At 66.3% G+C, this 12,408-nt stretch carries 13 protein-coding genes; 10 read left to right on the top strand and 3 right to left on the bottom strand.

Features of this window, described 5'->3' with window-relative positions; translation table 11 throughout:
• Window positions 1–78 precede the first annotated feature (78 nt).
• From hemE to H582_RS0117145, 6 genes are all read left to right on the top strand, one after another.
• Complete coding sequence (gene hemE, locus H582_RS0117120) at window positions 79–1,167, top strand: uroporphyrinogen decarboxylase (RefSeq protein ID WP_028599490.1); 1,089 nt, start codon at window positions 79–81, stop codon at window positions 1,165–1,167.
• The gene (hemH, locus tag H582_RS0117125) at window positions 1,160–2,098 is read left to right on the top strand and encodes a ferrochelatase (RefSeq protein WP_028599491.1); all 939 of its coding nucleotides are present in this window, start codon (window positions 1,160–1,162) and stop codon (window positions 2,096–2,098) included. Before hemE ends, hemH begins: the two co-directional genes overlap by 8 nt.
• A complete protein-coding gene (gene hemG, locus H582_RS0117130) occupies window positions 2,095–3,543 on the top strand; it encodes a protoporphyrinogen oxidase (protein WP_028599492.1) in 1,449 nt (482 codons plus the stop codon). The genes hemH and hemG overlap by 4 nt, the downstream gene beginning before the upstream one ends.
• Window positions 3,544–3,663: 120 nt before the next feature.
• Entirely contained in the window at window positions 3,664–5,037 is a 1,374-nt protein-coding gene (locus H582_RS0117135; protein WP_028599493.1) for a CapA family protein, read from the top strand.
• 55 nt (window positions 5,038–5,092) lie between these two features.
• Window positions 5,093–5,848 (top strand): glycerophosphodiester phosphodiesterase, encoded by a 756-nt coding sequence (locus H582_RS0117140; RefSeq protein WP_028599494.1) that lies wholly within the window; start codon window positions 5,093–5,095, stop codon window positions 5,846–5,848.
• Between the two features lie 38 nt (window positions 5,849–5,886).
• The gene (locus tag H582_RS0117145; protein ID WP_052333381.1) at window positions 5,887–6,756 is read left to right on the top strand and encodes a DUF92 domain-containing protein; all 870 of its coding nucleotides are present in this window, start codon (window positions 5,887–5,889) and stop codon (window positions 6,754–6,756) included.
• Between the two features lie 163 nt (window positions 6,757–6,919).
• Here H582_RS0117145 and pepF read toward each other — a convergent pair whose 3' ends face one another.
• The 3 genes from pepF to H582_RS0117160 all read right to left on the bottom strand — a co-directional run bounded on the left by pepF (window position 6,920) and on the right by H582_RS0117160 (window position 9,435).
• On the bottom strand, window positions 6,920–8,722 hold the full coding sequence (gene pepF, locus H582_RS0117150) for an oligoendopeptidase F (protein WP_028599496.1): 1,803 nt from the start codon (window positions 8,720–8,722) through the stop codon (window positions 6,920–6,922).
• A gap of 211 nt (window positions 8,723–8,933) precedes the next feature.
• A complete protein-coding gene (locus tag H582_RS0117155; protein WP_028599497.1) occupies window positions 8,934–9,113 on the bottom strand; it encodes a hypothetical protein in 180 nt (59 codons plus the stop codon).
• 88 nt (window positions 9,114–9,201) lie between these two features.
• Window positions 9,202–9,435 carry a hypothetical protein gene (locus tag H582_RS0117160; protein WP_028599498.1) on the bottom strand — a complete coding sequence of 78 codons (234 nt, stop codon included), beginning with the start codon at window positions 9,433–9,435 and terminating at the stop codon, window positions 9,202–9,204.
• A gap of 178 nt (window positions 9,436–9,613) precedes the next feature.
• Between H582_RS0117160 and H582_RS0117165 the strand changes: the two genes are divergently transcribed.
• From H582_RS0117165 to H582_RS0117180, 4 genes are all read left to right on the top strand, one after another.
• Window positions 9,614–10,366: a class I SAM-dependent methyltransferase gene (locus H582_RS0117165; protein ID WP_228551392.1), complete on the top strand. Its 753-nt coding sequence runs from the start codon at window positions 9,614–9,616 to the stop codon at window positions 10,364–10,366.
• Between the two features lie 103 nt (window positions 10,367–10,469).
• Window positions 10,470–10,667 carry a cold shock domain-containing protein gene (locus H582_RS0117170; protein WP_028599500.1) on the top strand — a complete coding sequence of 66 codons (198 nt, stop codon included), beginning with the start codon at window positions 10,470–10,472 and terminating at the stop codon, window positions 10,665–10,667.
• Window positions 10,668–10,941: 274 nt separating this feature from the next.
• A complete protein-coding gene (locus H582_RS0117175; RefSeq protein WP_028599501.1) occupies window positions 10,942–11,259 on the top strand; it encodes a hypothetical protein in 318 nt (105 codons plus the stop codon).
• A 23-nt stretch (window positions 11,260–11,282) separates the two neighbouring features.
• Window positions 11,283–12,365: a tetraprenyl-beta-curcumene synthase family protein gene (locus H582_RS0117180; RefSeq protein WP_028599502.1), complete on the top strand. Its 1,083-nt coding sequence runs from the start codon at window positions 11,283–11,285 to the stop codon at window positions 12,363–12,365.
• Window positions 12,366–12,408: the final 43 nt, after the last annotated feature.

Here is a 12,408-nt window from a genome sequence, read left to right on the forward strand (position 1 = left end):
GGCGAAGGTTGTTAGCGTTTTTGAAAACGGGCATAATGGAAACGATGGGAAATTCATAGAGAGCGAAGGGGCGCGCACATGATCAACAACGACTCCTTCCTCCGGGCTCTCCGGAGGGAAACGACCGGCCATGTTCCGGTCTGGTACATGAGGCAGGCGGGGCGCTACGATCCGGATTACCGCAAGATCAAGGAATCGTACAGCCTGCTCGAGATCTGCCGCCGGCCCGAGCTGGCCGCGGAAGTGACGCTCATGCCGGTGCGCAAGCTCGGCGTGGACGCAGCCATCCTTTATTCCGACATCATGAACCCGGTCGCCTCGATCGGGATCGATTTCGATATCGTGGCCGGCACGGGACCGGTCATCCACAATCCGATCCGCAGCGCGGAGGACGTCCGGCGGCTGAAGCCGATCGACGTCGAGGGCGACCTCGGCCATGTGCTGGAGACAATCCGCATTCTCGACCGCGAGCTGACGGTGCCGCTGATCACGTTCGCCGGCGCGCCGTTCACGATCGCCAGCTATCTGATCGAGGGCAAGCCGTCGCGCAGCTACCTCAAGACCAAGGCGATGATGTACGGCGATCCCGACACCTGGTTCCTGCTCATGGACAAGCTCGGCGATATGGTCATCGCCTACCTGCGGGCCCACGCGGCCAGCGGAGGCAAGGCGTACCAGCTGTTCGACAGCTGGGTCGGCTCGCTGGCTCCGGCCGATTTCCGCCGGTACGTGCTGCCGACGATCCGCCGCATCTTCGCGGAGCTGTCCGATCTGGAGCAGCCGGGCATCTACTTCCCGGGCGTCAGCTCGGGCGAGCTGCTGCCGGAGCTGCGGGACCTGCAGGCGAGCGGCATCGGCATCGACTGGCGCGTCAGCATTCCCGAGGCGCGCCGGCGCCTCGGCGGCGGCTATGCGATCCAGGGCAACCTCGATCCGGTCGTGCTCACCGCGCCGATGGACGTCATCGAGCGCCACGCCGCCGCGATCATCGACCAGGGCATCCAGGAGCCGGGCTATGTGTTCAACCTCGGCCACGGCCTGTTCCCCGAAGCCTCGCTCGACAAGCTGCGCGAGCTGACGGCCTTCGTGCATGACTATTCGTCCAAGGCGCTGTCCGGCGCGCAGCCGGCAGCCGTCCATACGGGAGAGGAGCTGCCTCATGTCTAACGCTGCGATCGGCGTGCTCGTGATGTCGTACGGGACGCCGGAAAGCCTCGACTCCGTCGAGGAGTACTACACCCACATCCGCCGCGGCCATGCGCCGTCGGCCGAGCAGCTCAAGGAGCTGACCGACCGCTACGAGGCGATCGCGGGCGGCGTCTTTCCGCTGCGCGAGAACACGGACCGCCAAGTATCCAGCCTGCAGGACAAGCTGGATACGGCCGAGCCGGGCCGCTTCCGCTGCTACCAGGGCCTCAAGCATGCCCGTCCCTACATCGAGGACGGCGTCGCGGCGATGGCCGCGGACGGCGTGAAGCGCGCGGTCGGCATCGTGCTGGCGCCGCATTACTCGACGATGAGCATCGCCAGCTACAACAAGCGGGCGCTCGCCGAGGCGCAGAAGCACGGCATCGAGCTGGCCTGCGTGGAATCCTACCATCTGCATCCGAGCCTGATCGAGGCGCTCGCGGAGCGCGTGCGCGAAGGCGTCGAGGCCGTGTCGGCCAAAGCCGGCGGAGCGGACGTCAAGGTGCTGTTCAGCGCGCACAGCCTGCCGGAGCGCATCCGCGAGGCGGGCGATCCGTACGAGGAGCAGCTGCTGGAGACGTCGCGCGCGGTCGCCGAGGCGGCCGGAGCGCCGCGCTGGCAGTTCACCTGGCAGAGCGCGGGACGCACGGCGGAGCCTTGGCTCGGTCCGGACATCCTCGAGACGATGGACAAGCTGGCGGGAGAAGGGGAGCGGGCGCTGCTCGCCGCGCCGGTCGGCTTCGTCTCCGACCATCTGGAGGTGCTCTACGACCTCGACATCGAGGCGATGGCCCATGCGGACAAGCTCGGCGTGGCGTTCGGCCGCATCCGCATGCTGAATTCCGATCCGCTGTACATGGAGACGCTCGCCGACAGCATCCGCGAAGCGGCGGCGAAGCTGCCGTCATGACGTCCGGACGGACGCCGGTCATCGTCGTCGCCGGAGCCGGACTGACCGGCCTCAGCGCGGCGTTCTACCTGCAGCTGCAGGCGCGGCAGGAGGGGCGGGAGGCGCGGATCGTGCTGGCGGAGGCGAGCGGCCGCCTCGGCGGCCGCATCGAGACGCTGCGCAAGGACGGCTTCACGATCGAAAAAGGCCCGGATTCGTTCCTCGGCCGCAAGACGGCGATCCTGGAGCTGACGCAGGAGCTCGGCCTGCTGGACGAGCTCGTCACGACCAATCCGAAGGCGGCCAAGACGTACATCTACCAAGGAGGCCGCCTGCATCCGATGCCGGCGCGGCTCGCGCTCGGCGTGCCGGCGGACATGGCCAGCTTCCTCAAGACGGAGCTGATGGACCCGCAGGAGAAGTTCCGCGCCTCGCAGGACTTCCTGACGGCTCCGCGCCCGGACGACGGACGCGACGAGTCGGTCGGCAGCCTGCTGGAGCGGCGCTTCGGGCGGGCGATGGTGGAGCGCATCAGCGAGCCGCTGCTCGCGGGCATCTACGCCGGCGATCTGTACAAGCTCAGCCTCGCGGCGACGTTTCCGCAGTTCCGCCAGGCCGAGCTTGAGCATGGCAGCCTCATCCGCGGCATGCGAGCGCCCAAGGCCGGCGGCGCTCCGGCCGCGCCCGACTATGTGCCGGCGGCGGCTCGCGGCGGCGTGTTCATGACGTACCGGCGCGGGCTGCGCACGCTCGTCGACGGGCTGGACGAGGCGCTGGGCGGCATCGAGCGGCGGATGGAGACGCGCATCGAGGCGATCCGCCGCTCCTCCGGCGAGGCGGCTCCGGCGTATGAGCTGGAGCTGGCGGGCGGGGAGACGCTGGCCGCGGACGCGGTCGTCGTGACCGTGCCGAGCCAGGCGGCCGCCGCGCTGCTGGAGCCGCTGACGGACACGGCCGCGCTGCGCGCCGTCGAGTATGTCTCCGTCGCCAACGTCGTCATGGCGTTCCGCGAGGAGGATATCGCCGACATGGCGTTCGACGGCTCCGGCTTCCTCGTGCCGCGCTCCGAAGGGCGTACGATCACCGCCTGCACATGGACGTCGTCCAAATGGCTGCACAGCAGCCCGGACGGCCGCGTGCTGCTGCGCTGCTACGTCGGCCGCGCGGGAGCGGAGGAGGGCGCGCTGCTGCCGGACGGCGAGCTGATCGCCGCCGTGCGCCGCGACGTGCGCGACACGATGGGCATCGAGGCGGAGCCGCTGTTCACGGAGATCACGCGCCTGCACCGCTCGATGCCGCAGTATCCGGTCGGCCACGTCGAGGCGATCGCGGGGCTGCGCGCCGCGATGCGCCGCGACTGCCCGGGCGTCTATGCGACCGGCGCCGCGTTCGACGGCGTCGGGCTGCCGGACTGCATCCGCCAAGGCCGCGAGGCGGCGCGGCAAATCTGGGCGTCTTTAAGCTAAGAAGAACCGGCTCCTTTCCGAGCGGGGATAGAATGGTATAATGGCGTAAGGTCCGTCCATCTGGCGGAATCCGGTTCGCCTCATCCATTCATTCCTGCCTTCGCGAGAGGAGCTGTCTTTTTGTACCGCAACCGCAGCCAAGCCAGACAGCAGCAGCGCCAGCGCCGCAAGCGCGCGGTCCGCCGCCTGCTCGTCTTGAATGTCATTCTGCTCGCCCTGCTGCTCGGAGCCGGCGCCGTGCTGGTCTTCGGCCTGAGCCGCGACAATCGGCCGGATTCCGGCGGAGCTCCGCTGGCCGAGGCGACGGCCGCGCCGTCCGAGCCTGCCCCGGCGACGGCGCCGCCTTCCGCATCGCCGACGGCGTCGCCGTCCGCATCGCCGACGCCCTCCGCGACTCCGTCGCCCGAGCCGTCGGCTTCTCCGTCGGCAGCTCCATCTGCTGCGCCGAGCGCTTCGCCGTCCGAGCCTTCCACGCCGCCGAGCGGCTCGGGAGCAGGGGCGCGGCCGACGGCTTCGCCGTCCGGCTGGTCGGGCCTCGTGCCCAAGGACGCGCCGACGATCCGCCTCGCCTTTACCGGCGACATCCTGCTGGCCGCCAAGGTAGCCGGCCTGATGGAGAGCGAGGGGCTGGACTACCCGTTCACCGGCGCGGCCGAGCGGCTGTCCAAGCCCGATCTGACCGCCGGCAATCTGGAGACGCCGATCACGTCACGCGGCAATCCTGCCACGGGCAAGCAGTTCGTCTTCAAGGGCAAGCCGGCATACGTGAAGCCGCTCAAGGACGCCGGCTTCGACGTCGTCACGCTCGCCAACAACCATACGCTCGACCAGGGCGTCGAGGGGCTGCTCGATACGATCGGCCATCTGGACGACGCCGGACTGCCGCATGTCGGCGGCGGCCGCACCGACAAGGAAGCGTACGCGCCGGTCGTGCTGGAGAGCGGCGGCGTCAAGGTCGCCTATCTCGGCGTCAGCCGCGTGCTGCCGGTTGTCGAGTGGAAAGCCGGCCCGACCCGTGCCGGCGTCGCCGAAGCCTATGATCCGGCGCGCGCGGAGGAGGCGATCCGCGCCGCTCGCAAGCAGGCGGATCTCGTCGTCGTCATGGTCCATTGGGGCCGCGAGCGCGCCGATCAGCCGGTCGACCACCAGCGCTCGCTCGCGCGGGCGTTCATCGACGCCGGAGCCGATCTCATCATCGGCGCGCATCCGCATGTGCTGCAGGGCTTCGAGCTGTACAAGGGCAAATGGATCGCGTACAGCCTCGGCAACTTCATTTTCACCTCCAATGCGAACTCGAACACGAGCGAGACCGGCGTGCTCGACGCCGTCTGCGCCAAGGACGGCCGCTGCGGCCTCCAGTTCCACCCGATGAAGATCGCTCAGTCGCGCCCTGCGCCCGTCTCGGGCGAGCAGCTTGCGGCTCAGCTGAAGCGGCTGAACGGCATCAGCAAGGCCGCCACCATCGGAGCGGACGGGACGGTGAAGCCGCGTTGAGAAGTCCGCGAGACGGCGAGGCCGCGTTGAGAAGTCCGCGGGGAGGTGAGCCGCGTTGAGGAATCCGTGCGTCGCGCATCGCGGCTGGTCGAGCCTCGCTCCGGAGAACACGCTCTCGGCGCTCCGGCTGGCCGCGGAGGCGCCCGACATCGGCTGGGCGGAGATCGACGTGCAGCTGGCGGGCGACGGGACGCCTGTGCTGCTCCATGACCGCACGCTCAGGCGGACGACGACCGGAGGGCGCCGCGAAGCGGCCGATCTGACGGCCGAGCAGCTGGGCCGGCTCGACGCGGGCAGCTGGTTCTCGGCCGCCTATCGGGGCGAGCCGGTGCCGACGCTGGCCGAGGCGCTGCGCGAATTCGGCGGGCGGCTGCGCTTCAACATCGAGCTCAAGCGCCACGGCGGGGCGGACGGCCTGGAGGAGCGGGTGCTCGCAGCGGTGCGCGACGCCGGCATGGAGCAGCGCTGCGTGCTGACCTCGTTCAGCCGCGGTTCGCTGCTTCGGCTGCGCGAGCTCGGAGGCGCCGTGCCGACCGGCCTGATCGCCGACAGCTGGAACGGCCGCCTGCCGGAGGAGCTGCGGGAGCTGGGCTGCGGCCTGCTGTCGATCGACTACCGCGCTTTGAACCGGGAGCGGCTGCGGCGGCTTCGCGAGGCGGGCCTGCGCGTCATGGCGTGGACGATCGACGATTACCGGCTCATCCGTCAGCATGCTCTGATGGATGACCGGCTGATGATTTGCACGAACGATCCGGCGTGCTGGCGCGAGGCGATGCGCAGCCTGCCGCAGCCGCACCGGACCTGGGACTGACAACAGCGAGGCGCGTTGGCGTCGAAAGGGGGAAGACGATGGACGCGTGGGGCTTGCTCGACGGCCAGCCGCTGCTGAGGCTGGCCGCCGCGGCCGCCGGAGCGGCCGCGATCGCGGGCGCGGCTTGGCGCTTGCGCGCGCTGTCCGGCTCGGGAGCGCTTGCGGCCGCAATGGTCGGCACCGGTTATGTCGCGCTGGGCGGACCGTTCTGGTTCGGCCTGCTGCTGGCGTTTTTCGTCAGCTCGACGCTCTGGTCGAAGTGGAAAAAGCATCACCGCGCCAAGGCCGGCGCGGAGCGCGGCTATGCCAAGGGCAGCCGCCGCGACGCCGGACAGGTGCTGGCCAACGGCGGGGCGGGGCTGCTCCTTTGCGCCGCCTACGCCATCTGGCCGCAGCCTTGGCTGGCGCTCGCTTTTGTCGGCGTCATGGCGAGCGTCAACGCCGACACCTGGGCGACGGAGATCGGCGCCCTGAGCCGCCGCCTGCCGCGGTCGGTGCGCACGCTCCGCCGCGTGCCGGCCGGCACGAGCGGCGGCGTCACGCCGCTCGGCACCGGTGCGGCGCTGCTCGGCGGCGCCTTCATCGGGGCCGCCGCCGCGCTGCTGGCTGCGGCCGCGCCGCTCGCCTGGGGCGCCGCCGCGGCCGTCCCCGCGCCGCCGCTTGGCGCGCTGCTGGCTGCCGGCGCGCTCGCCGGACTGGCCGGCGCGCTCGCCGACTCGTGGCTCGGCGCGACGTTCCAGGTCATGTACCGCTGCTCCGCCTGCGGCAGCGAGACGGAGCGCGCCGAGCATTGCGGGCGTCCCGCCGAGCGAGTGCGCGGCTTCGCCTGGATGACCAACGACGCGGTCAACCTCGTCTCGTCGCTGCTCGCCGGCGCGCTCGCCGCGGCGATGGCGCTGCTGGGATAACCGCCGGAGAGGGCGGGGATCGACGCTCCCGCGCTTTCCGGCGGAGCGTTCCGGACGCTCGCGCCCGCCGCCTCACGCACCGCCTCCATGCCATGCCAAAAAGCCTTTCCCGGCAGCAGCTGCCCGGGAAAGGCTTTTTCTGGCTTTGGCGATGCGATGCGGACTATTCGGACGGAGAATCGACCAGCTCCTCGAGCTGGCGGATGACGTCCTCGAACACGCTCATCGCCTGCTCGATCGGCTCCGGCGAGCTCATGTCGACGCCGGCCTTGCGCAGGATGTTGATCGAGAAGTCGCTGCCGCCGCTCTTCAGGAAGCCGAGGTAGCGGTCGACCGCAGGCTGGCCCTCGTCGAGGATCTGCTTGGCGAAGCTCGTCGCCGCCGAGAAGCCGGTCGCGTATTTGTACACATAGAAGCTGTTGTAGAAATGCGGAATGCGCGCCCATTCCATCTCGATGTCCTTGTCGACCGTCATGCCCTTGCCGTAGTACAGCTCGTTGAGGCCGTAGTAGATCTTGGACAGCTCCTGCGGCGTCAGCGACTCGCCCGCCTCCGCCTTCTCGTGGATGATCTTCTCGAACTCCGCGAACATCGTCTGGCGGAACACGGTCGTGCGGAACTGATCGGCATAGTAGGTGAGCAGGTACATCTTTTCCTTGCGGTCGGTCGACTTCTTGAGCAGATGGTCCATGAGCAGCGCCTCGTTGAGCGTGCTGGCCACCTCCGCGAGGAAGATCGTGTACTGCGCGTCGCGGTACTTCTGGTTGCCGTCGGAATAGAACGAGTGCAGCGCGTGCCCCATCTCATGCGTCAGCGTGAACATGCTGTTGAGGTTGTCCTTATGGTTGAGCAGCACGTACGGATGCGTGCCGTAGGCTCCCCAGCTATAGGCGCCGCTGCGCTTGCCTTCGTTCTCGTAGACGTCGATCCAGCTGTCCGAGTAGCCTTGCTGCAGCGCCTTGCCGTAGTCCTCGCCGAGCGGCTTCAAGCTTTCGGCCGTAATTTTCTTCGCTTCGTCGAACGTGATCTTCATGTCGAATTCGTCCACGAGCGGCGCGAACAGGTCGTACATATGCAGCTCGTCGACGCCGAGCAGCTTTTTGCGCAGCTCCATGTAGCGGTACATGAGCGGCAGCGAGCCGTGCACCGTGTCGATCAGATTCGTGTACACGGTCTTCGGAATGTTGTCGCCGTAGAGCGACATCTCCAGCACGGACGGATATTTGCGGGCTTTGGCGTAAAAGACGTTTTTGGTGACGTTCGCGCTCAGCGTCGAGGCGAGCGTATTTTTGAGCTTGCCGTATGTATCGTACATCGCCTTGAACGCCTCGCGGCGAACGTTCTGGTCCCGGCTCTCCAGGAACTCGATATAGCGGCCGTGCGACAGCTCGACCTCCTCGCCTTGCTCGTTGCGGACCTTCGGGAACTTGAGGTCGGCGTTGTTGAGCATGCTGAAGATCGTGTTCGGCGCGCTGCTGATGTTGCCGACCTGGGCGAGCAGCGACTCCTCGTTTTTGGAGAGCACATGGGCTTTCTGCCGCTTCATCTCCTCGAGCGTATGCTTGTACGGAGCGAGCTGCGGGTCGGCGATGAACGCCTCGAGCTTTTCTTCCGGCAGCGCGAGCACCTCGGGCGTCAGGAAGCTGAGCGCCTCGCCGGCCTCGACGCTGAGCTTTTGGGACTTCTCGGACAGCGCCTGGTATTGCGGCTCCGCCGTATCCTCGTGATGCTTCATGTTGGCGAATACGTACAGGCGCTCCACATGGTAGCCGATGTCGTCCTCAAGCTCGAAGCAAGCCTTGAGGCGGGACGCTTCGGAGAGCGTGCCCTGGAACGCGGCGGCGGAGCGGATGAGCTCCTTCGCCTTGCCGTATTCCTTGTCCCAGGCGGCCTGGTCGGCAAAGATGTCTTCCAGCTTCCAACGGTACTCCGGTGCGGTTTCGGAACGTTTCGGTACTTGGCTCATGATAGCCCTCCTTGGAAGGTTCGGTAGTGGAGCCGCGTCCGCGCTCCCGGAAGCGGGATGGGCGGGCGCGGCGGCGGGCGGCGCGCCGGCGGCGATGCGCGGCGGAGCTCCGCCCAGCAGGGTCAGCGACAGCAGCACGGGCAACCATTTCATTCGGCAGGCCTCCATCGGGAACAAGAATACCCTTTAGTATGCCTGCCTGGGGCTTGCCTTATGTTCCCATGCGGAACAAGGAGGCGACGAGGAGCACGAACGCGATCGAGACGAGCGCGATCGCGCTGATCGCGAGCGGCTTGCGCACTCGATCCGGCAGCGACGACCGGTTCATGAGGACGATCGCGGCCAGGCAGAAGCTGGCGATGATGAAGATGACGGCATTGGTGGTGTCCATCCGGGCAAGGCTCCTCCATTTTATGGGAATTGATCCGGGGATGCGTGTAACCTTCGCGAAGGGCGGGGAGTAATCCTGCCGCCGGCTCTTAGACCTCGCGCAAATTTTGCAGAATCGTCTGCAGCTCTTCCTCGCGGCCTTCGAACTTCTCCGGACGGAAGCGGCTCTCCGCCCAATGCATCAGCTCCGGACGGCTCAGGAACGTATGGCATTCCTCGCCCCATTGGTCGGAAATCTCCCTTGCGATGATCGTCTTGCCGTGGACCTCGACGTTCAGCATATTGTATTTGTCGGTCTTGTAGATCAGATGTTTTTTGATCATGACGATAAATCCCCCTTCATGTGTCGGACTTGCTATCCCTTCATCATAGCGCTAAAAATCGTTGCAAAGCAAACAAGAGGTGGATTAGCATGGAAATGCATCCCTCCTTTTCGAAAAAGGGATGCTCCGCCGTCGCCGCGAGAGCGGCGGGGAAGACGAGAAGAGGAGAGATGAACGCATGAACCCATTCATGAGCAGGGGCCGCGAGCCTGAATCAAATCCGCCATCGTTCAGCCGGGAGCGCTACGAGCAGTCGGGCGTGGCGATGACCTGCCGAAGCTTCGCGGAGTACGCCGCGATGTTCGGCCTCGAGCCGGAGGCGTTCCATGGAATCGCCGTCGCGGATGTAGCCGCAGGAGCATCTTCGTTCTGCGCCGGCGCGAGGGCGGCGGGAGCGGATGCTTATGCCTTCGATCCGCGCTTCGGCGAGCCGCTCGGCAGCTGGGCGCAGTCGGCCCGGGAGGAGATCGAGCTGTCCACGGCCAAGCTGGACGCGCTGAAGGAGACATTCGACTGGAGCTACTACGGCACGCTGGAGCGCCATCATGCGGAGCGGATCGCTTCCCTGGAGCGCTGTCTGGCCGACCGAGCCTCGGTGGAGGCGGAAGGAAGATATTTGGCGGCGATGCTGCCGACTCTGCCTGCGCCGGACGGGAAGTTCGACCTCGTCTTCTGCAGCCATTTCCTATTTCTATATGCGGAGCAGTTCGGCTACCGCTTCCATCGCGACGCGGCGTTGGAGCTGATGCGCGTCTGCCGGCCAGGCGGCACGGTGCGGATCTACCCGCTGCTGTCGCTGGCCGCCGAGCCTTATCCGGAGCTGGAGCGGCTGCTCGACGAGATCCGCGCGGCCGGCGGACGGCCGGATCTGAAGCCCTCGAGGCTGCCTTTTCTGCCGCAGTCGACCCATTTTCTCGAAATCGTCCGGTAAAGAACGGCTATAGCCGTCTCGACCTCATTGCAATCAGGGAGTGGCGAGTGTATAATGGGCTTATTCGCTGCTTCAAGCAGCGTCATTTTAGGAGGTTGTTCATTTGAAAGGAACAGTTAAGTGGTTCAACGCAGAAAAAGGCTACGGCTTCATCCAGGTTGAGAACGGCGAAGACGTATTCGTTCACTTCTCTGCGATCCAAGCAGAAGGCTTCAAGTCCCTCGACGAAGGCCAAGAAGTTGAATTCGACATCACGGACGGCAACCGCGGTCCTCAAGCTGCGAACGTAGTCAAGCTGTAAGATCCGCTTCGTCGGATTCGCTTATTATAGAGCAAGATAAGGCCCCTTTCGAGGGGCCTTATTTTTTTTGCCGAGCGGCCTCCGGCCGCCAGCGGCGGCATCCGTCAAGCGGACCGGCGGCTGGCGCTTGATTCGTCTATGCGTTTTGTCTCCCCGCTCGGGACCGGAATCCCGGCTCGATCCCCCTTTCGCGGCCCACGCGGCGGTGATCGTTTTCCGCTTCGACACTGGATTTTAAGGCATCAGGATGGTAAAGTATCAATGGAGGTTTACCATGAGGGACCGTTTCTTCGTACCGGACGCCAGGCTCGGCATCGACTTGCCCCGCCTGGATCGGAATTGGGATCAATATGACGCCGCGGAGCAGATGGGGATCGTGGAGCAGTGGGAGCTGATCCGCGGCCGCATTCCGGACGTCATTTTCGCTCTGGAGAGACAGATCGTCCTCCTGCAGCGGGAGCTGGACGAGGAGGAGGACTTCGCTCGCTCATGCCGCCTCAATTCCGACATCGCCGAGCTGGCGAGCCGCATCAATGACCTGCATATTTGGTACCGCGTCAATCAGGAGATTGAAGCGCGGCGCCATTCCTGACGACCGCTAGGAGGGCGCCTCGAATGAACGACAGGACGATCGGAGCCGTCAAGGCTCCGTCCAAGCCGATGAACTTGATGTACCGCGTCTACCGCTATGTGCTGCCCGGCGTATCGGCAGAGCTGGCCGCCCTGCGCCGCCGGGCGGAGCTCATCCCCGATCCCGAGCTGCGGACGCAGGCGCTCGCGAGCATGAGGGACAAGCGGTTCCACTGCCAGGGCGGCTGCGTCTACGCGATCCTAGATCCGTCCAAGCGCCGCCTGCTCATTCCGCTGATCGTCGCGCTGCAGACGATCAGCGACTACCTGGACAATCTATGCGACCGCAGCACCTCGCTCGATCCGGACGACTTTCGCCTGCTGCATCGCTCGATGCTGGACGCGATCGACCCGGACGCCGAGCTGACGAACTATTACGCGCGGAGGGCCGAGCAGGATGACGGCGGCTATCTGCATCATCTCGTGCGGACTTGCCAGCAAGCCGTGCGCCGGCTGCCCGGCTATGCGGCCGCGCAGCCCGAGGTCGCGCAGCTCGTCTCGCTGTACGGCGACCTGCAGGTGTACAAGCACATCCGCAAGGACCTGCGCGAGGAGCAGCTGCTCGCCTGGCGGGAGCGGCATCGGCAGCTCAGTCCCGAGCTTCGCTGGAACGAGTTCGCCGCCGCGACGGGCTCGACGCTCGGCATGTTCGCGCTGTTCACGGCCGCCGTGGATCCCGGCCTGACGCCGGAGGGCGCCGCCCGCGTGCGAGGCGGCTATTTCCCGCATATATGCGGCCTCCACATTCTGCTCGACTATTTGATCGATCAGGAGGAGGACCTGGCCGGCGGGGACCTCAACTTCTGCAACTATTATCGGGATACCGAGGAGGCGGCGGCGCGCATCGGCGCCATCGTCGAGCAGGCGCGAGCGGATGCGCTCGCCTTGCCCGACCCCGGCTTCCACCGCTTGATCGTCGAGGGGCTGCTGGCTCTGTATCTGTCCGATCCCAAGGTGGGCGGCCAGGAGGACGTGAAGCGGGTGTCCCGCGCGCTCATGAAGGGCAGTCCGCTCGCCCGGCTGTTCTTCCTGCTCAACAGCGTCTGGATCCGCCGGATCCGGGCCTAGCGCGCTTCCGAACCGGTTTCTTTTCTTTTTGCACCTATACTAA

The sequence above is a fragment of the Paenibacillus pasadenensis DSM 19293 genome, assembly GCF_000422485.1.
Taxonomy (GTDB): Bacteria; Bacillota; Bacilli; order Paenibacillales; family Paenibacillaceae; genus Paenibacillus_O; species Paenibacillus_O pasadenensis.

Excerpts from the sequence above, each read along its gene's own strand:
- H582_RS0117145 (WP_052333381.1), top strand. The coding sequence starts at position 5,887 with ATGGACGCGTGGGGCTTGCTCGACGGCCAGCCGCTGCTGAGGCTGGCC.
- H582_RS0117155 (WP_028599497.1), bottom strand. The coding sequence starts at position 9,113 with ATGGACACCACCAATGCCGTCATCTTCATCATCGCCAGCTTCTGCCTG.
- hemG (WP_028599492.1), top strand. The coding sequence starts at position 2,095 with ATGACGTCCGGACGGACGCCGGTCATCGTCGTCGCCGGAGCCGGACTG.
- hemH (WP_028599491.1), top strand. The coding sequence starts at position 1,160 with ATGTCTAACGCTGCGATCGGCGTGCTCGTGATGTCGTACGGGACGCCG.
- hemE (WP_028599490.1), top strand. The coding sequence starts at position 79 with ATGATCAACAACGACTCCTTCCTCCGGGCTCTCCGGAGGGAAACGACC.
- H582_RS0117165 (WP_228551392.1), top strand. The coding sequence starts at position 9,614 with ATGAACCCATTCATGAGCAGGGGCCGCGAGCCTGAATCAAATCCGCCA.
- H582_RS0117160 (WP_028599498.1), bottom strand. The coding sequence starts at position 9,435 with ATGATCAAAAAACATCTGATCTACAAGACCGACAAATACAATATGCTG.
- H582_RS0117175 (WP_028599501.1), top strand. The coding sequence starts at position 10,942 with ATGAGGGACCGTTTCTTCGTACCGGACGCCAGGCTCGGCATCGACTTG.
- pepF (WP_028599496.1), bottom strand. The coding sequence starts at position 8,722 with ATGAGCCAAGTACCGAAACGTTCCGAAACCGCACCGGAGTACCGTTGG.
- H582_RS0117180 (WP_028599502.1), top strand. The coding sequence starts at position 11,283 with ATGAACGACAGGACGATCGGAGCCGTCAAGGCTCCGTCCAAGCCGATG.